The organism is Pseudomonas sp. Root329, assembly GCF_001424925.1.
Classification (GTDB): domain Bacteria; phylum Pseudomonadota; class Gammaproteobacteria; order Pseudomonadales; family Pseudomonadaceae; genus Aquipseudomonas; species Aquipseudomonas arabinosi.
This window is the reverse complement of record NZ_LMCV01000048.1, coordinates 169,959-190,269: the sequence shown is the minus strand read 5'-3', so window position 1 is coordinate 190,269 and position 20,311 is coordinate 169,959. Positions and strand designations below refer to the sequence as shown.

Annotated in this window: 12 protein-coding genes; 9 read left to right on the top strand and 3 right to left on the bottom strand. The window is 61.5% G+C overall.

Translation table 11 applies throughout. The features are described 5' to 3' along the window. Nucleotides 1-26 precede the first annotated feature (26 nt). On the top strand, nt 27-1,091 hold the full coding sequence (locus ASC74_RS27580; protein WP_056745739.1) for an HlyD family secretion protein: 1,065 nt from the start codon (nt 27-29) through the stop codon (nt 1,089-1,091). Further along, nucleotides 1,088-2,644, top strand: coding sequence for an efflux transporter outer membrane subunit (locus tag ASC74_RS27575; RefSeq protein WP_056745737.1), 1,557 nt, complete (start codon nt 1,088-1,090; stop codon nt 2,642-2,644). Before ASC74_RS27580 ends, ASC74_RS27575 begins: the two co-directional genes overlap by 4 nt. Here the strand turns inward: ASC74_RS27575 and ASC74_RS27570 are convergent. Then, nucleotides 2,625-3,314: an NYN domain-containing protein gene (locus tag ASC74_RS27570; RefSeq protein WP_056745735.1), complete on the bottom strand. Its 690-nt coding sequence runs from the start codon at nt 3,312-3,314 to the stop codon at nt 2,625-2,627. The genes ASC74_RS27575 and ASC74_RS27570 overlap by 20 nt on opposite strands. Before the next feature lie 500 nt (nt 3,315-3,814). On the opposite strand from ASC74_RS27570, the gene ASC74_RS27565 reads away from it, so the two are divergent. From ASC74_RS27565 to ASC74_RS27550, 4 genes are read left to right on the top strand one after another with little or no spacing between them, the layout of a single operon-like run. Continuing rightward, on the top strand, nt 3,815-4,588 hold the full coding sequence (locus ASC74_RS27565; RefSeq protein ID WP_056745733.1) for an efflux RND transporter periplasmic adaptor subunit: 774 nt from the start codon (nt 3,815-3,817) through the stop codon (nt 4,586-4,588). After that, complete coding sequence (locus tag ASC74_RS27560) at nt 4,585-5,904, top strand: efflux RND transporter periplasmic adaptor subunit (protein WP_056745731.1); 1,320 nt, start codon at nt 4,585-4,587, stop codon at nt 5,902-5,904. The genes ASC74_RS27565 and ASC74_RS27560 overlap by 4 nt, the downstream gene beginning before the upstream one ends. Then, the gene (locus ASC74_RS27555) at nt 5,905-8,001 is read left to right on the top strand and encodes an efflux RND transporter periplasmic adaptor subunit (protein ID WP_056745729.1); all 2,097 of its coding nucleotides are present in this window, start codon (nt 5,905-5,907) and stop codon (nt 7,999-8,001) included. It abuts the gene before it with no gap. An 11-nt stretch (nt 8,002-8,012) separates the two neighbouring features. After that, entirely contained in the window at nt 8,013-8,510 is a 498-nt protein-coding gene (locus ASC74_RS27550) for a GNAT family N-acetyltransferase (protein ID WP_056745728.1), read from the top strand. A 123-nt stretch (nt 8,511-8,633) separates the two neighbouring features. Here the strand turns inward: ASC74_RS27550 and ASC74_RS27545 are convergent, their stop codons facing one another. Next, nucleotides 8,634-8,945 (bottom strand): DUF6916 family protein, encoded by a 312-nt coding sequence (locus tag ASC74_RS27545; protein ID WP_056745726.1) that lies wholly within the window; start codon nt 8,943-8,945, stop codon nt 8,634-8,636. A gap of 55 nt (nt 8,946-9,000) precedes the next feature. Further along, the gene (locus ASC74_RS27540; protein WP_056745724.1) at nt 9,001-9,588 is read right to left on the bottom strand and encodes a phage tail protein; all 588 of its coding nucleotides are present in this window, start codon (nt 9,586-9,588) and stop codon (nt 9,001-9,003) included. 245 nt (nt 9,589-9,833) lie between these two features. Between ASC74_RS27540 and ASC74_RS27535 the strand changes: the two genes are divergently transcribed. The 3 genes from ASC74_RS27535 to ASC74_RS27525 all read left to right on the top strand — a co-directional run bounded on the left by ASC74_RS27535 (nt 9,834) and on the right by ASC74_RS27525 (nt 20,302). After that, nucleotides 9,834-11,405 (top strand): glycosyltransferase family 39 protein, encoded by a 1,572-nt coding sequence (locus tag ASC74_RS27535; protein WP_056745722.1) that lies wholly within the window; start codon nt 9,834-9,836, stop codon nt 11,403-11,405. Nucleotides 11,406-11,515: 110 nt separating this feature from the next. Beyond that, nucleotides 11,516-12,370 (top strand): sulfotransferase family protein, encoded by an 855-nt coding sequence (locus ASC74_RS27530; protein WP_177338886.1) that lies wholly within the window; start codon nt 11,516-11,518, stop codon nt 12,368-12,370. A 51-nt stretch (nt 12,371-12,421) separates the two neighbouring features. Beyond that, on the top strand, nt 12,422-20,302 hold the full coding sequence (locus ASC74_RS27525) for an Ig-like domain-containing protein (protein ID WP_236713358.1): 7,881 nt from the start codon (nt 12,422-12,424) through the stop codon (nt 20,300-20,302). Nucleotides 20,303-20,311 lie beyond the last annotated feature (9 nt).

Here is a 20,311-nt window from a genome sequence, read left to right as displayed (position 1 = left end):
ATGCTTCACTGAAACAGAAGGTTTTTATGACGACTCAATCAAAGCAAAAAGTGGCCGTTGGCGTCGCCGTGGTGGTGGCGCTCGGGGTGCTGGTTTATTTGCTGGCGCCCGGCGTGTTCGGCAAGCGCACGCAGCGGAACACCAATGACGCCTTTGTGTCGGCGGACTTCACGCTGGTGGTGCCGCGCGTGGCCGGGTTCATCAAGGAAGTGCTGGTGGAGGACAACCAGCAGGTCAAGGCCGGGCAGTTGCTGGCGTTGATTGATGACCGCGATCTGCGTGCCGCCGCCCAAGCGGCAGACGCTGAAACCCTGGTGGCCAGGGCGCAACTGCAAAATGCCCGTGCGACCCTTGAGCGTCAGGCTTCGGTGATCGCTCAGGCCCAGGCCACGGTCGTGTCGGCCAAGGCCGAAATGGCCTTCGCCGAGCATGAACTGAATCGCTACAACCATCTCGCCGGGGTGGGCGCTGGCACGGTGCAGAACGCTCAACAAGCGCGGACCCGCATCGATCAGGCCACCGCGCGGCTGGCTAACGTGACGGCGATGCTGGCGGCGGAGCGCAAGCAGGTGGAAATCCTCACCGCTCAGCGTGACGCGGCTGAAGGCGGGCTAAAACGGGCGCAAGCGGCGCTGGAAATGGCCAGCTACGAGCTGTCCTACACCCGCATCGTTGCACCTCAGGACGGTATGGTCGGCGAGCGCGCCGTTCGGGTCGGCGCCTATGTCACGCCGGGGAGCAAAATCCTTGCGGTGGTGCCGCTTGCGCAGGCCTATGTGGTCGCCAATTTTCAGGAGACCCAACTGACCGACGTGCAACCGGGGCAGGACGTGCAAGTGCGTGTCGACAGCCTCGGCGGCGAGGTCCTGAGCGGTCGCGTCGAGAGCATTGCACCGGCCACGGGTGTGACGTTCGCTTCGGTCAAGCCGGACAACGCCACCGGGAACTTCACCAAGGTGGTGCAGCGGATTCCGGTGAAAATCGTGCTTGATCCGGGTCAGGCATTGGCCGAGCGGTTGCGCGTGGGGATGTCGGTTGAGGCGAGTATTGATACTGCCAGTGCGAGCGAGCATGAGGTTGCTCAACGATGAAGATTTTCATTGATAGGGCTGACGTCTTCGCGAGCAAGCCCGCTCCCACATTGAAACGCGGTCCCCTGTGGGAGCGGGCTTGCTCGCGAAGAGGCCGTCAGCCTCAACTGACCTTTTGCGCCTTGCTGATCATGAGCCTTTCAGCCTGCACCGTCGGCCCGGACTTTCAAAAGCCTCAGGCACCGCAAATCGCCGAGTGGTCGAAGCCATCCAGGTCCGCCGCCAGCCAAGCCATCGCCGAGACCATGGACGAACGCTGGTGGGAGGTGTTCCACGACCCGAAACTCTCGGCCCTGACTCAACGTGCCTTGACCGACAACCTCGACCTGAAACTCGCCAGCAGCCGTTTGCAGCAAAGCCGCGCTGTGCGTCAGGTGATCACCGCCGACCGATACCCGAATACCGCCGCCACTGGCAGTTACGGGCGAAAACGCAACAGCGGCGAAGGCCTGAACGATCCGTCGGGACACAACGGTGACTCGGCGTACAACCTGTGGGACGCAGGCTTCTCCGCGTCTTGGGAACTGGATTTCTGGGGCCGTGTGCGCCGTGAAACCGAAGCCGCCGATGCCACCCTGGAAGTCGCGGAAAACGACCGACGCGGGGTGCTGCTGTCGGTGCTCGCCGAAACCGCCCAGGACTACATTCAGCTGCGCGGTGTGCAAAGTACGCGAGCCGTCACCGAGGAGAACCTCGACGTCGCCCGTCACAGCCTGAAACTCTCGCAGCTGCGCCTGGCCGACGGTGTCGCCACCGACCTGGACGTCGCCGAAGCCGCCGCCCAGGTAGCGGCTATCGAGTCGCGTCTGCCTGCGCTGGAGCAGCGCCAGTCGCAACTGATCAACGCCTTGAGCCTGCTGATGGGCGAGCCGCCGCAAGCGCTGTCCGCCGAGTTATCCACAGACGCCCCGGTGCCGCAAACCCCGCGTCAAGTCGCTATCGGCCTGCCGTCGCAACTGGCCGAACGCCGCCCGGACATCCGCCAGGCCGAAGCCCGCCTGCATGCCGCGACTGCAAGCATTGGCGTGGCCAAGGGCGATTTCTATCCGCGGATCACCCTGTCGGGCAACATCGGATCGCAAGCCATGCAGCTCAGCGATTTCGGCTCCTGGGGCTCACGCTCGTTCGGTATCGGCCCGCAATTCAGCCTGCCACTGTTTGACGGTGGACGCTTGCGCGGCGCGCTGCACTTGCGCGAAGCCCAACAACAGGAAGCCGCCATCGCCTACCAGCAAACCGTGCTGCGCGCCTGGCATGAAATCGATGATCAACTGACCGCCTACAACACCAGCCAACTGCGCCGCGACAGCCTTGCCGAAGCCGTCCGCCAAAACCAGATCGCGCTACGCACCGCGCAACAGCAATACGTGGAAGGGGTGGTGGATTTCGTTAACGTGCTGACGGTGCAAGGCGCGTTGCTGGCGACTCAGGAGCAGTTCGTGGAGAGTTCGACCGGGGTTTCGTTGGCGATGGTTGGTTTGTATAAGGCGCTGGGTGGGGGATGGGAGTCGGTGTATCCGTTGGCAGATGTTGTTACCAATAATCCGGTTTGATGGCGGGAGCCTTATGAGTCGGCACTCGAGTTGGAAACTGGTGCGCCAGCAACTCTTCTGAGGAGACGACTCGGCGCATCCAGTGGGAATATTCTATTAGCGAACCGGGTGGAGAGCGTTTGAATCCAGTCCGGCATGGAAGAACGACGCCCACCGTGATTTGAGGGAAGTCTTCTCGGATAGCTCTCAACGCGGGAGTCAAATCAGTATCCCCGGATACCAGAACGAACTGTTGTATGCGTTCAGCAATATGGGTATCGGCCTGCTTGGCTGCAGTGCGATACATGCTTATTGCGATATGGACGTCAGTTTCTTTCTCTTCGAGTTTCCATATCGCGACTATATCTTGGCGCGAGGCACCTATTTTTTTGTCGATAAAACGCGGAGCGTTTGCGCGCTCAAGTTGGTGGCGGCCGTAATGAACAGTGACGTTGTTGGCCTTCAGAGCGCGGACGTACGTGTCTTGAGCCTCTTTTGAAATTTTGCCGCGAGTAGCAAGCTCAGGTTTGACCGAGGACGTGAAATAGTCGACTGAGGCGAGAGCGCTATGAGGGTTTTCAATATGGGCAATATGCGTCAGCAACAGCGGCAGATTCAGCCATTTGTAAGGCGTGCCAGCCAGCAACCCGTAGAACACGTTGTAACCGTCAACAAAGAACGCAGTGCGCACAAATCCAATCCTCAGAAACGAAAAAACCGGCCGAAGCCGGTTTTTTCACCCCAACTGCCAGAGAACTGAATCTCTGCGTACGGGGTTGAGTAGTGGCCAGATCCTAAATGGCGTTCGCCATATGCGTCAACTGTTGACTGATCGAGGCTCTACTCGGCTGAATGTTTTTCAGCGCCGGCGAGCCAGTCTTGTGCATTCGCCTGGTCGATGGTCAAGGCGCTTCTGGCTTCAACTATTAACAATTATTACGACGTAATAGTGGCAATGAACGGGAGTGTGTAGAGATGTGAATGTCCACTATTACCCTTCATTTTTAATCGAGTGAAGATTCCCAAATTTGTGTGAGATTTAATACCACTGACTCAATGAGACTGCGATCAACCCACCACACTGAAAAAATATCCTTTTTGAAACCGGACATTTCCATCCAATGACGGCCATCCGCTTGACGCCCACCCACGCTGTCATAGACTCCGCTCATCCGTAAGGGAGTAACGGTTATGCGGCGTGTTCGTGTGTGGGTTATTGGATTGACCTTTGTAACGTGTGTTGTACAGGCGCAAACGCCTGCGCCCGATGATCCGCTGCTGGACAGCAGCGGCAGCGCAAATGCCAGCAGTGAGGCTCGTGGCGTGCTGCGGGCCCGGGATCAGGCGGTGCTGGCGAGTGAGTTGTCCGGGCGTATTGTCGAGTTGCCGTTCAGTGAGGGCGAGTCGTTCAAGAAGGGCGACACTCTGGCGCGTTTCGATTGTTCGGCTTATCAGGCCCAGCTCAATGCGGCCCAGGCTGCCAGCCGTGGCGCCGGGGAAGAACTGTCCCACAACAAGCAACTGGCGGCGTTGAATTCGGTCGGGCGTTTCGAAGTCGCGCGGGCCGAGGCCAAGGTCAGCGAGACTCAGGCGCAGTCCCAGGTTTATCAGGTTCAGGTCAAACGCTGTAGCGTGCTGGCGCCGTTCGATGGCCAGGTCGTCGAGCGCAAGGTCAAGCGTTATGAAAGCGTCGCTGCTGGTACGCCGTTACTGGACGTGGTCGACAACCGCACCCTGGAAATTCATCTGCTGGTGCCGTCGCGCTGGATGGCCCGGCTCAAGCCTGGTCAGACCTTCAGCTTTGTTCCCGATGAAACCGGTCAGCCACTGGATGCCACGGTCAAACGCCTCGGCGCGCGGATTGACGAAGGCAGTCAGACCTTGCTGCTGGTGGCGACGCTTCCCAACGCCAACGGTTTGCTGGCCGGCATGAGTGGCACGGCGCGTTTCGCGGAGTTCAAGTGAACGCCCCGGTCACGGGCGGCGCTGAACAGGTGTTCGCAAGGTTTCTGGATCTCGAACGCCTTACCCGCGCCGCTCGCACGCCTTCGCAATTGGCCTACAGCCTGGTCAATGACGGTCAGGCGCTGTTCGGCTTTCGCCATGCGGCGCTGGTGATTGCCGGCAAAGTGCAGGCCGTAACGGGTGTCAGTGCGGTGGAGCCGAATGCGCCGTTCGTGGCGTTTGTCGAGCAGGCAGTGGCGCAGTTGTTCAAGCTCGAGGTGTTGAAACAGGCGCGGGTGATTCCGGCGAATGTTCTCAGCGAGTCGATTCAGGCGGACTGGCAAAGTCTTTCCGCGGCTCAGGTGTTCTGGCTGCCACTGATCGATCACCAAGGTGAGGTGTTTGGCGGTCTGTGGCTGGCGCGGGATCTGCCGTGGAATCCTTCCGAGCAAGTGTTGCTGTCGCAATTGGGTGACACCTACAGCCATGCCTGGCTGGCGCTGCAACCGCGCAAACCGTGGCGGCTGCGCTGGACGCGAAAGCGTCAGGTGGCGCTGGTCGCGGTGGTGTTGCTCGGGTTGCTCATTCCGGTGCGCCAATCGGTGTTGGCACCGGCCGAAGTCGTTCCGCTGGGCGGCCGTGTCGTTGCGGCGCCGCTGGACGGGGTGATTGCCGAGTTCCTGGTCAAACCCAATCAGACGGTGAAAGCCGGCGACCTGTTGTTGCGCTTCGAAAGCACCACGCTTCGGGCTCAGGCCGATGTGGCCGAGCGCGCCTTGGGCGTTGCTGAAGCTGAGCTGAAGGCCAACTCCCAACGCTCGTTTGCCGACGCCGAATCCAGCTCGAAAATCGATCTGCTGGCCGCGCGAGTCGAGCAAAAACGTGCTGAACGCGATTACGCCCGCGAACTGCTCAAGCGCAGCGAAGTGCGCGCCGAGCGGGGTGGTATTGCGGTGTTCGCCGACGCGGAACGCTGGACCGGTAAACCGGTGCAGACCGGCGAGCGGCTGATGGAAATCGCCGACCCGACCCAGGCTGAGTTGCGCATCGAACTGGCGGTGGGCGATGCGATTGCGCTGGAGCCGGGTGCGCAGGTCGCGCTGTTTCTCGACAGCGATCCATTGCAACGGCATCTGGCCCAGCTCGAGCGCGCGGCTTATGAAGCACAACCCACGGCCGGCGGACAGTTGGCGTATCGGCTCGACGCCAGTTTCCAGCAAACACCACCGCGTATCGGGCTGCGAGGGACGGCGAAAGTCTTCGGTGACCGTGCGCCGCTGGCGCTGTACCTGTTACGTAAACCCCTGGCCGGTTTGCGCCAGAGCGTGGGGCTTTAGATGAGCCTGCCGAATCTGCGCGCAGACTTGCAGCTGACGCCTGCATCACCGGCGCTCGATGGCTCGCCGCGCTGGACCTTGGCCGATCCGGTGCGCGGTCGCTATTTCAAACTCGGTGTGGCGGCGATGCGCCTGCTGCGCCACTGGTCCTTGGGGGATCCCGAGCAAGTGCTGCGTGCAGCCAACCGTGAGCCAGGTTTGCCGCTGGATGGCGCGGAGCTTGAACAATTGCTGGGCTTTTTGCGCAGCCACGATTTGATCACCGCCCTCGATCCGCAACAGCGCGCCAGTTACAGCCTCAAAGCGGCCGCTCAACGGCAGTCGCTGTGGCAGATCTTGCTGCACCAATACCTGTTTTTTCGCATTCCGCTGTGGCGCCCGGACGCTTTTCTCAATCGCGCCTGGCCATGGCTGGAGCGCTTCGGCCCGCGCGCGTTGCGCTATGGATTGCCGATAACCCTGGGGCTCGGCGTGTTTCTGGTGTCACGGGACTGGCAGCGCTTCATCGCGACTTTTCCGCATCTGTTCAGCCTCGGCGGCGCGCTGGCGTTCGGCGTGGCGCTGTTCTTCGCCAAGCTTTGTCACGAGTTCGGTCACGCCTTCATGGCCAAGCGCGCCGGTTGTCGAGTGCAGAGCATGGGCGTGGCGTTCATGGTGTTGCTGCCGATGTTTTACACCGATGTCAGCGATGCCTGGCGGGTCAATGATCGCCGCGGGCGGCTGCTGATTGGCGCCGGCGGCGTACTGGCGGAATTGCTTTTGGCGAGCATCGCGCTGCTCGCCTGGTCGCTGCTGCCGGACGGTCCCGGACGCACGGCGGCCTTCATGCTCGCCAGCGCCACCTGGATGACCACATTGGTGATCAACCTCAACCCGTTCATGCGTTTCGATGGCTATTTTTTACTCAGCGACTATTGGCAGGTCGACAACCTTCAGGGGCGAGCGTTTGACCTTTGTCGCTGGCGCTTGCGTGAGTTTTTATTCGGTTACGGTGCGCCGGCGCCGGAGCCCTGGTCGCCGAAGATGCAACGGCGTTTGCTGATCTGGGGTTACGGCTCGTGGCTGTGGCGCGCGGCGTTGTTTTTCGGGATTGCGCTGGCGGTCTACCACCTGTTCTTCAAGGTGTTGGGGATTTTCCTGATGCTGGTGGAGCTGGTGTGGTTCATCTTCCTGCCGATCATGAGTGAGTGGCGGCAATGGTGGACTCGCCGCGAACAGGCTCATGCGCCTCGGGTGCTGCTCAGTGGTCTGGCCTTGCTTGGGCTGTTGCTGATGCTGGTCGTGCCGTGGCGCAGCGCCGTTGAGTTGCCGACGATGCTGGAGGCTGGCCGCGCCAGTGCCTTGCACGCGCCAGTCGCGGCGCGGGTCAAAACGGTGAATGTTCACGATGGTGAAGTGGTTGCCCAGGGCCAGGTATTGATCGAACTGGAATCCCCGGACCTGGATTCGCGTCAGGCCATCGTCCGTCGCGAAATCCAGATCCAGCAGTTGCAGATGCGCCGTCAGGCCAGTCGCAGTGAAACCGCCGCCGACGCCGGTATCGTCGAGCAGCGCCTGGCCGAAGCGGTCGCCGAATACCGAGGCCTGGCCGCCCAGCGTGAGCGCCTGCTGCTGCGAGCGCCCCATTCCGGCAAGGTGCGCGATCTGTTGCCGCAGTTGACGGTCGGTCGCTGGTTATCAACTAAAGATCCCCTGGCGCGGGTAGTCGAAGACGGCGCGCGGTTGCGCGGTTATCTGGCTGAAGTCGAGCTCTGGCGTGTCGCCACGGGCGCCAGCGGACGCTTCATCGCCGATGATCCGATGCACCCGGCGATCGCCGTGCAACTGAGCGAAATCGACACCAACGGCGCGGAATTTGTCGATCAGGAAGCGTTGACCTCCGATCACCATGGACCGATTGCCGTGCGCCGGGATCAGCATCAAAGGGCGGAGCCGGTACAGGCTCAATATGGGGCGCGGTTGAGCGTCCTCGAGGACGTACCGACCCCGGTGCAACCCTTGCGCGGCATTGTGGTGTTGCAGGGGCGCGGCGAGTCGTTGCTGGGTGTCGCTTGGCGGCGTCTGGCGGCGCTGGGCGTAAGGGAAAGCGGTTTTTAAGGAGAGCTGCGATGGCAAATACCGATTCAGTGGCGGCCGATGGCTTGGTGGTTCGGCCTTCACGGGCCAGCGATGGGGCTTTTTTGCAAAGTCTTTATCAGGCCGCGCGGCCGGATTTGCAGTGGATTGATGGTGAGCAAGAGGTGGTTGAGCAGGTGGTGGCCCAGCAGTTTCGAGTGCAGGAGCAAGGTCTGGGAGAACGTTTCCCCAACGCCATGCACTACGTGATCGAGAAGCTCGACACGGCCATCGGTGCGCTGACCACTGATTTTGGTCCGAATGAAATTCGTGTGCTGTACCTGGCGTTCATTCCCCAGGCTCGCGGGCAGGGTTATGGTCGCAAGGTACTGCAAGGTGTGCAGAAAGCCGCGCAACAGGTTCGTTGCCCGGTAGCGACGGTGGTCTGGGCTAACAATCCCCATGCGCGCCAGCATTACCTGGCGCTGGGGTTTCAAGTCGAAGAGCGCAACCCGGCGGCGGAGCGGTTGGTGTGGTATCCAATAGCTTGAAAACACCACTACCCCCCTGTGGGAGCGGGCTTGCTCGCGAAGGCGGCTTAACATTCAACATTGATGTCGACTGACCCACCGCATTCGCGAGCAAGCCCGCTCCCACATTGGGATTGCGTGCGTTCAGTTGAAGGCGATGTAAAAATAACCCACGCCCGGGTCCCGTCCCATGGCCGGCACCCGGGAGACAAAGATGTTTTCCACCTGACCCAGTTCCGGCAATTCCAGCGCACATAACCCATCGACAAACTCTGTGGGTCGCAGGCTGTTGAGCTCGACGCTGAACGGCATGCGCTCGTTGTTGGGCATCCGCGATCGGGGTGTTTCCTCAAGGTTGTCGATATGAATCGGCAATTCACTTCCATCCGGCAGTCGCAGCGTCCCCGTCTTGCCCAGCAGCGCCTGAAAGTGTTGGCTTTGAACCTGTTGCAGCATGGTGTCACTCCAAGAATCGAAAGTGGCCGGGGGAGTTGAATCCCCCGGCGCGTCCTCAGTTGCGCGAAGGGAACAACCCGTTCAGGGCGATGCTGAAGTTGAGCACCAGGAAGGGGTTCATCGTTTCCATGGGCAGGCCATTACCGGCGGACGAGATTTCCCCTGTGACCGTTGTGGCCACGCCTTTGAGTGGTACGGCCGCAGCGCCTTGCGCATCGGAGTAGATGCTCGCCGAACCCGGACCGCCGCCCGAGGCACCGATGTACGAGTTGGTCGCGGTCGGGTTGGTGACCGGGTTGCTCGCCGGGCTGGCCAGTTGCAGGGTGGTGGTGGCCGTGAGCCCGGACAAGGCGTGGGTGTGATTGGGCAGGTTGGTGATGGTGGCGGTGACGTTCTCGGTCCCGGAGAATTCACCGATGACGCGCGGGGTCAGATTTAGCCCGTTGCCCATGCACACCGGCATCCGGCCTTGCAGGTTGGGCAGCATGAAGTTGGTGGTGCCATTCCCTCCGAAGTTGACGCCCAGCAGGGCGAACAGCGCGTTATATTGCTGCACGGCCAGCGTCTGGCCGTTGCACAAGGCCCAGCCGTTGGGCGCGTAGTTAAAGGCGAAAGGTTGGATAGTGCCGATAAATACTTCCATAAGTCCTCATCCCTCAGGTTAGTTGTCTGGCGCGCGACAAGGGTGGCCCGGGCATCCGGGCACACCGTTGTGATCAGCCGACTCCATTCATCTCCGTGGCTGGGCCACGCCACGCCAGAGCGTAGTTGATCCGCATGGCCGTCGAATGTCGTTGGTCGTAAAGCCAGCATCGACGACGGCGCTGTGGCTGTCCTACAGTGATGGCAAGCATCAAGATTTTTCACCGGCAGTCCCGAGGGGAGGCAATGGAGGCGCACAGAGAAACGCCGCTTGACGGCACCCAAGGCCCCCACGCGGCACCCGGCGCCTGGGCGAGTGTTCAACGCTTGCTTCGATGGGTGCGCGAGCATTGGCTGCTGCCGATTCTGGCATTGGCCGCGCTGGCACGTTTTTATGACCTGACAGCGGCGGCTATATGGGGCGATGAAGGTTCCAGTCTGCTGATGAGCCAGTATTCGCTGGCCGAGATCTGGACGCATGCCGCCCATGATGTGCATCCGCCGCTGTATTTCATGCTGCTGCATGGCTGGATCGAACTGTTTGGCGATGGCATTTTTTCGATTCGAATCTTGAGTGCGCTACCAGGGATTGCCACCGTGGCGCTTGGCGTCTGGCTGGTGGACTTGCTCGCCACTCGCCGCGCCGCGTTATTGGCCGGCGTCTTGTTGGCGCTGCTGCCTACCGCCGTGCGTTACAGCCAGGAAGTGCGCATGTATTCGTTGCTGGGGCTGTGGTTGATCGGTGCCACGGTTGCCCTGGTTTACTGGATCAAACACCCCGCACGTCAACGCTATCTGGTGATTTACGCATTACTGATGAGCGCGGCGTTCTACACCCATTACTTCACGGCCCTGTGCGTGCTGTGTCACTGGCTGTACCTGGGGCTGATCCGTGTACAGCCTGGCTATCGCTTGCGGCATATCCAGCAGCCCGGCTGGTGGGTGGCGAACATGGCGATCGTGTTGGTGTACTTGCCGTGGGTGCCCAACCTGATCGATCTGATTCAACACATGGATCAACTCAAAGCCAATGGCGATGTCGGGTGGGAGACACCGGTCACCTTCGCCTCGTTACCTTCGATGATCTGGTCGTTCCTGATCCAGGACGATGGCGAGAACCTGCCCACATGGATTTTCATCACGTTGCCCTTGGCGTCGCTGGCCTTGGTGTGGGTGGCGCTGGCGCGGGATCGCAGTGTCATTCGTGGCAGTGCGTTGCTGGTGATCTACACCGTTTTGCCGTTGTTGCTGGTGTTTTCGGTGTCGTTTATCTCGCCGGTGTTCATCGAGCGTTACCTCACCGCGTATGCCCTCGGCTTACCGATGATTGCCGCATTGGCCATTGATCGCCTGTACGCCGTCTTCCGGGTGCTGGCCGTGACGGTGCTGGTGTTGTTTGTCGGCGTCGAACTGGTGGGCCTGAACAACAACGCCGCGGTCGATACCAACGATCAAATCAACGTCATGGTCGACTACGTGAACCAGCACTTCGTTGCCGGTGACCGGATCGTCACCAGCGACATGCTCTGGTACCTCAGTTACGTCTATTACAACCGCACCGACGCCCAACCGCTGCTGTACACCCCGCCGTTGGCCAATGGCGCTTCGAGCCGGCCGAATGCCTATGGCTTCGGCACGCTGGTGACGCAGGATATTTACCTCGACAGCCTCGGTAATTTGCCCAAAGGCACCGGCCGGGTGTGGTTGATCGGCACCATCGATTTGCCGAACGAATTCGCGCCGTTGCCCGCAGGCTGGCAGAGCGTTGGCCAAACGCAGGCGGGAGGCGCCAACGCGCGTTTGTTCGTGTTGCATTGAGCCTGTAACAAAAATCGCGGTTTTCAGACGATTTAGTTTCGATTTGATATCAAAACACCATTACCCGTAACGCCATTCATGGTCTAGGCTCGGTCATACATAAAGGATTTATGACTAGGGTGAAGGGATTGCCACAGTTCCATTTTATTTCCGGCTTGCCGCGCTCAGGCTCGACCCTGCTTTCTGCGATCCTTTTGCAGAACCCGCGCTTTCATGCCGGCATGACCAGCCCCGTTGGCGCCCTGTTTTCCGGTGTTCTGGAACAGTGCAGCGCCGGCAGCGAGTTCGGTGCGGTGATCGATACCGATCTGCGCCGCCGTTTGCTACGCGGTCTGTTCGATTCCTTCTACGCCGACAAGGCCGACAAACCGGTGGTGTTCGACACCAATCGGTTATGGAGTTCGCGCCTGCCGGCCATCAGCGATCTGTTCCCTCAAGCCAAGGTCATTGCCTGCGTGCGCAATGTCGCCTGGGTCATGGACAGCATCGAGCGTTTGTATCGCGCCAACCCCTTTGAAAACACCAAGCTGTTCGGCGACGCGGTCGAGCGCAACACGGTCTACAGCCGTTGCGAAACCCTGGCGCAGCGCAATCGTCTGGTGGGGTTTGCCTGGGCAGCGCTCAAGGAAGCCTATTACGGCGAACACGCCGATTCGTTGCTGATTGTCGATTACGACTTGCTGACCCAGGCACCTGATCGGGTCATGCGGCTGGTCTACGACTTCATTGGCGAGCCGTGGTTCGAGCATGACTTCAACAACCTCGCCTACGACGCGCCGGAGTTCGATCAAGCCCTCGGCGTCTCCGGTCTGCACAAAGTCAAACGCAAGGTCGAGCTGCAATCGCGGCGCACGATCCTGCCGCCGGACTTGTTCAAACAATACGCAGAATTGTCCTTTTGGCTCGATGGCTCAGCCAGCGCCGCCAATGTCATTCGTATGAAGGCCGACGCCGCGATCAGTTGATCGCGGCGTTTTCATTGATGCATCAAGCAAGTTCGAGTCCGGGTGAGCAGCATGTGGTGGAGCAACGGCAAGTCGCGAGTTACCGAAGGCGCACGGGCGCTGGCCTCTCCCATGATCATGTCCCTGGAGCCGCGAATGCTGTTCGACGGCGCGGTGGCGGCCACGGTGGCCGATACCGCTCAGGCGGACAGCCACAGCACGGCTGATGCCGCCAAGACGCCGACGGCGGACCAACCGGTCGCCAGCAAGGACACACACGGCCAGGCCGATGCCACACCAGCACCGGCACCCGCTGCGGTGCCGGGCCAGAGCGTGGTGTTCGTCGATTCCCGGGTCAAGGATGCCGATAGCCTGCTCAAGGGCGTGGCGCCTGGCACCCAAGTGGTTCAGCTGGATGCGACCAAGGACGGCTTGCAACAGATTGCCGACTATCTGGACACCCATCAGGGCACCAGTTCTGTACAGATCATTGCCCACGGCAACGCGGGCGATCTGTGGTTGGGCAACAGTTATTTGTCCGCCGACAACGTCGCGGCCCGCAGCGCCGTGCTGGCGGAAATCGGCAAGGACATGAACGTCGGCGGCGACATTCTGATCTACGGCTGCTACACCGCCGAAGGTGAGCGTGGCTTGAGTTTTGTCGACTCGCTGGCGCAGCTGACCGGCCGCGATGTGGCTGCTTCCAGTAATCGCACCGGGATCGGTGGCGACTGGGATCTGGAAATTGCCACCGGCAACATCGAAAGCGCCAACGTGCTGTCGACTCAGGCCATGAGCGAGTATCAGTGGGGTCTGGCCACCTGGACCGCCACCAACAACGCCAACACGGGCGTCGGCTCATTACGTGCCGCCATCGCCTCGGCGCAGAACGGCGATCTCGTCACCTTCAACGCCAGCATGACGGTGCAGCTGACGTCCGAACTGCTGATCAACAAGAACATCACCGTTGATGGCGACTTGAATAACGATGGCGCGGCTGACGTGATTCTCGATGGTCAGTACCGGACCCGAGTGATTGAAGTAGCGGCGGGCAAAATCGTGACGCTCGATGGCCTGGTGATCACCCGGGGCCTGGTGTCGGGCACGGGCGGTAACGGTGGCTACGGTGCCTCGGGCGCGATGGCCGGGGGGATTTTCAACGCAGGGATACTGACCCTGAACAACGTTAGCGTGACCTCCAACGGCGCTTCCGGTGGCGGTGGTGGTGGCGGTGTCACTGGCCCTTTTTACGGCGGTGGCGGTGGTGGTGGCGGCGGTTTGGGCGGCCAGGGCGGCGGGCATGGCGGTTCGGCAGGGCCGGGCACCGGCACGTTGGGCGGCCAGGCGGGCAGCGGCGGTGTCGGCGGTTACGGCGGCGGTTATGACGCGACCCACATGGGTGGTCGCGGTGGTACCACCACTGGCGGTGCGGGCGGGGTGGGCGTTTCCTATTACAGCAACGGCGGTAACGGTTCGACGGCCACCAATGGCACGATTTCCATTGGCGGTGGCGGCGGCGGTGCCGGTTGGGACAAGGTCGGTGGCGCTGGCGGCAACGCGGTAGGCGGGATCTACAACGCCACCACCGGCACCATGACCATCGTCGGCACATCATCCATTACCAATAACATTGGCGCCGGTGGTGGCGGCGGTGGCGGTGGTGGCTATGGCAGCAACGCCACCAATGGCGGCGTGGGCGGCAGGGGCGTCGGTGCGATCTGGAACAAAGGCACACTGCTGATCACGGCCGCCAACTTCGCGGCCCTGGCCGGTAATGCCGCGGCCAGTGGTGCCGGTGGCGCTGCGCTGGGCGGGGGAACAACCGGCATCTCGCCAACCTCCGTCGCGACAATCTACAACGACGGTGGTGTACTCAACACCGCGTATTCGCCGCCGCCGACCGCGACCATTGTGGTCGCCGACACCACCCTGAGCATCGGCGAAACGTCCTTGGTGACGATCACCTTCAACGAAGCCGTGACCGGTCTCACCAATGCGGATCTAACCATCGCCAACGGCACGTTGACCTCGGTGAGCAGCGGCGATGGCGGCATCACCTGGACGGCAACGTTCACGCCGACCGCCAGTCTTTCCGATACGACCAACGTCATTACCCTGGACAACACCGGGGTGATCAACGGTCTGGGCACTGCCGGCGTCGGTACCACCAACTCCAATAACTACATCGTCGACACCGTACGCCCGACCGCCAGCATCGTGTTTGCCGACACGGCCCTCAGGGTCGGCGAAACGTCGCTGGTGACCATCACCTTCAACGAAGCAGTCACCGGGCTCACCAACGCGGACCTGACGATTGCCAACGGCACCTTGACGGCGGTGAGCAGCGGCGACGGCGGCGTCACCTGGACGGGGACCTTCACCCCGACCGCCAGCATCACTGACGCGACCAACCTGATCACCCTGGACAACACCGGGGTCAGCGATCTGGCGGGCAACGCCGGCAGCGGCACCACCGATTCGAACAACTACGCCATCGATACCGTACGGCCGACCGCGACCATCGTGGTAACGGACACGGCGCTCAAAATTGGCGAAACATCTCTGGTGACGATCACCTTCTCTGAGGCGGTGAGCGGTTTCACCAACGCTGACCTGACCATCGCCAACGGCACTTTGACCGCCGTGAGCAGCAGCGACGGCGGCATCACCTGGACCACCACGTTCACCCCGAACGCGAGCATCAACGACACGACCAACCTGATCACCCTGAACAACACCGGTGTCAGCGATCTGGCGGGCAACGCAGGCAGCGGCACTACGGATTCCAACAACTACATCATCGATACACTCCGTCCGACCGCGACCATCGTGGTGGCGGACACGGCGCTGAGAATCGGCGAAACCTCACTGGTGACCATCACCTTCTCCGAGGCGGTGAGTGGTTTTACCAACGCCGACCTGACCATCGCCAACGGCACGTTGACGGCGGTGAGCAGCAGCGACGGCGGCATCACCTGGACGGCAACCTTCACCCCGACCGCGAGCATCAACGACACGACCAACCTGATCACCCTGGACAATACCGGCGTGGCCGATCTGTCGGGCAATGCCGGCAGCGGCACTACCGACTCCAACAACTACGCCATCGACACCGTGCGCCCGACGGCCACCATCGTGGTCGCGGACACGGCGCTGAGAATCGGCGAAACCTCTCTGGTGACGATCACTTTCAGTGAAGCGGTGAGCGGTTTCACCAACGCCGACTTGACCATCGCCAACGGCACATTGACGGCGGTGAGCAGCAGCGACGGCGGCATTACCTGGACGGCCACCTTCACGCCTTCCGCCAGCATCAACGACACCACCAACCTGATCACCCTGGACAACACCGGGGTCAGCGATCTGGCGGGCAACGCCGGCAGCGGCACCACCGACTCCAACAACTACGCGATCGACACGCTGCGCCCGACCGCCACGATCGTCCTGGCCGATACGGCGCTGACAGCAGGCGAAACTTCGCTGGTGACCATCACCTTCTCCGAGGCGGTGAGTGGTTTTACCAACGCCGACCTGAGCATCGCCAATGGCACGTTGACGGCGGTGAGCAGCAGTGACGGCGGCATCACCTGGACCGCAACGTTTACTCCGACAGCAGGCATCATCAGCGCGACCAACGTCATCAGCCTGGCCAACACCGGCGTGGCCGATCTCGCGGGTAATACCGGCAGCGGGATCAGTTCTTCGGGCAACTACGCCATCGACACCGCCCCACCGACCGCGACGATCGTGGTGGCTGACAGCGCCCTGAAAATCGGTGAAACGTCACTGGTGACCATCACCTTCAACCAGGCGGTGAGCGGTTTCACCAACGCCGACCTGACGATTGCCAACGGCACGTTGACCGCGGTGAGCAGCAGCGACGGCGGCATCACCTGGACCGCCACCTTCACCCCGACCTCCAGTCTCACCGACACGACCAACCTGATCACATTGGACAACACCGGCGTACAGGCTACCGCCACCGGCAACGTCGGCAGTGGCACGACCAGTTCCAACAACTACGCCATCGACACCGTGCGCCCGACGGCCACGGTCGTGGTGGCGGATACGGCGCTGAGAATCGGTGAAACCTCGCTGGTGACGATCACTTTCAGTGAAGCGGTCAGCGGTTTCACCAACGCCGACCTGACCATTACCAACGGCACATTGACGGCGGTGAGCAGCGGCGACGGCGGCATTACCTGGACGGCGACCTTTACCCCGAGCGCCAGCATCAACGACACGACCAACCTGATCACTCTGGACAACACCGGGGTCAGCGACCTGTCGGGTAACGCCGGCAGTGGCACCACCGATTCCAACAACTACGCCATCGACACCGTGCGCCCGACCGCCACGATTGTCCTGGCAGACCCGACCCTGAGTGCCGGCGAAACGTCGCTGGTGACCATTACCTTCAGCGAAGCCGTGAGCGGTTTCACCAACGCCGATTTGAGCATCGCCAACGGCACGTTGACCGCGGTGAGCAGCAGCGACGGTGGCATCACCTGGACGGCGACCTTCACGCCAACGGTCGGCGTGAGTGACTCGAGCAACGTCATCACCCTCAACAATACCGGTGTGGCCGATGTGGCCGGCAACACCGGCAGCGGCACCACCAACTCCGGCAACTACACCGTCGATACCGTGCTGCCGACGGCCACCATCGTGGTGGCCGACAATGCATTGAAAATCGGTGAAACATCGCTGGTGACCATTACCTTCTCTGAAGCCGTGAGCGGTTTCAGCAACGCCGACCTGACGATTGCCAACGGCACATTGACGGCGGTGAGCAGCAGCGATGGCGGCATTACCTGGACAGCGACGTTCACGCCGACGACCAGCACTACCGACGCGACCAACCTGATCAGCCTGGACAACAGCGGCGTGCAAAACGCCTCGGGCAACGCCGGCAGCGGCACCACCGATTCCAACAACTACGCCATCGACACCGTGCGCCCGACGGCCACGGTCGTGGTGGCGGATACGGCGCTGAGAATCGGCGAAACCTCCCTGGTAACTATCACCTTCAGTGAAGCGGTCAGCGGTTTCACCAACGCCGACCTGACCATCGCCAACGGCACCTTGACCGCGGTGAGCAGCGGCGACGGCGGCATTACCTGGACGGCGACCTTTACTCCGAGCGCCAGCATCAACGACACGACCAACCTGATCACCCTGGACAACACCGGCGTGGCCGATCTGGCGGGTAACGCTGGCAGCGGCACTACCGATTCGAACAACTACGCCATCGACACCGTGCGCCCTACGGCGACCATCGTCCTGGCAGACCCGACCCTGAGTGCCGGCGAAACCTCGCTGGTGACCATTACCTTCTCCGAAGCAGTGAGCGGTTTCACCAACGCCGATCTGAGCATCGCCAACGGCACGTTGACCGCGGTGAGCAGCAGCGACGGCGGCATCACCTGGACCGCGACCTTCACGCCAACCGTTGGCGTGAATGACTCGAGCAACGTCATAACCCTCAACAATACCGGTGTGACCGATGTGGCCGGCAACACCGGCAGCGGCACGACTAACTCTGGTAACTACACCATCGATACGGTGCTGCCGACGGCCACCATCGTGGTCGCCGACAATGCATTGAAAATCGGTGAAACGTCACTGGTGACCATCACCTTCAGCGAAGCCGTCAGCGGTTTCTCCAATGCCGACCTGACCATCGCCAATGGCACGTTGACCTCGGTGAGCAGCGGTGATGGCGGCATTACCTGGACAGCGACGTTCACGCCGACGGCCAGCACTACCGACGCGACCAACCTGATCACCCTGGATAACACCGGCGTGCAAAACGGCTCGGGCAACGCCGGTAGCGGCACCACCGATTCCAACAACTACGCCATCGACACCGTGCGTCCGACGGCCACTATCGTGGTCGCTGATGCAGCGCTGGCGGTGGGCCAAACATCGGTGGTGACCATCACGTTCTCCGAGGCGGTTACCGGTTTTACTACAGCCGACCTGACGGTGAGCAACGGTACCCTGAGCAATCTGAGTACCAGCGATAACATCACCTGGACCGCAACCCTGACCCCGACGGCGAGCGTCACCGATTCGACCAACCTGATTACCCTGGACAACACCGGAGTGATCGATGGGGCTGGCAACACCGGCAGCGGCACGACGGATTCCAACAATTACGCCATCGACAGCCAGCGCCCGACCGCCACCATCGTGCTGAGCGATACAACCCTGAAACCGGGGGAAACCGCGCTGGTGACCATCACCTTCAGCGAAGCGGTCAGCGGTTTCGACAACAGCGATTTGAGCGTCGCCAATGGTACGTTGAGCAATGTCAGCAGCAGCGACGGCGGTATCACCTGGACCGGGACGTTCACGCCGACCATCGGCGTGACCGACGCCACCAATCTCATCACCCTGAACAACACCGGCGTCTCGGACCTGGCCGGCAACGCGGGCTCGGGCACGACCAACTCCGCCAACTATGTGGTGGAGACCCAGGTGCCGACCGCAACTATCGTGATCGCCGACAACGCCCTCAAGGCCGGTGAAACCTCAGGGGTGACTATCACCTTCAGCGAAGCGGTCAGCGGTTTCACCAACGCGGACCTGACTATTGCCAACGGCACGCTGAGCAACGTGTCGTCCAGCGATGGCGGCGTTACCTGGACCGCCACCTTCACGCCCACCATCAATGTGACCGATACCAGCAACCTGATCAGCCTGGACAACAGCGGTGTAACCAACGCCTCAGGCAACAGCGGCGTGGGCGTGACTGACTCCAACAACTACGCCATCGACACGGCGCGGCCGACGGCGACCATCGTGGTGGCGGATAACCGCTTGGGCATCGGCGAGACGACCACGGTCACCATCACCTTCACCGAGACGGTTTCAGGTTTCGACCTGTCGGACCTCAGCGTCGCCAATGGCACCTTGTCCAACCTGCTCAGCAGCGATGGCGGCAAGACCTGGACCGCCACGCTGACCCCGACCGCCAACATCAACGACACCACCAACCTGATCCTGCTCGACACCGGCAACGTGGCTGATGCGGCGGGCAACGTCGGTGCCGGGATCGCGATCTCCAACAACTACGCGCTCGATGCCACCCGGCCGACCGCCACAATCGTCGTCGCCAACCCAAACCTGAGCATCGGCCAGACCACGCTCGTGACCTTCACGTTTAGCGAAGCGGTGAGCGATTTCGATCTGTCGGACCTCAGCGTGACCAACGGCGATCTGACCAACCTGGTCAGCAGTGACGGCGGCAAGACCTGGACGGCAACCTTCACGCCGACCGCGAGCATCACCGACCCGAGCAATTTCATCGCGCTGGACACCAGCAACGTCAGCGACCTTTCGGGCAATACCGGCACCGGTGTGGCGGTGTCCAACAACTACACCATTGACACCGTGCCGGGCGTGGTTGTAACGCCCGACCAGCTGACGCAAATCCAGCCACCGGTGACCGTTTCCGATCAGCCCAACGTGCCACTGCAACCGAACATCTTTGCCCCACCCACCGGCGATCTCGGCTCGCCGCTGACCTTTACCCCGTTGTTCGAAAGCCGCGTGATCGGCAACGGCATCCGGCCGCTGGGCGACATCTTCATGAACCACGGCGCGCTGGCGCCCAGCTTCATCGCCCAGGTGTTCAGCAGCAGTGAGAACGGTGGCGATGGCTCGGGCAACGGCTTCCTCGGCTTTGGCGGTGGCGATGGCGGGGTGTTCAGCACCAGTACGTTGTCGAGCCTGTTCAATCAGGACTCCGGCAGCGAACGAGATTCGCTGGGTTCATTCGGCAGTCATTCGATCAAGGCCGGGGATGTTTCACAGGGGCTGCGCGGCGTGTTTGGCGCGCCGAGTCTCGTCCAGCAATTGCAACAGCTAAAAGACACCGAGCAACGGCAGGTCGACAGCCTGGCCGCGGCTTTACGACAGGTCGGCATCAGCGAAATGCAGGCCTGAAAATAATAC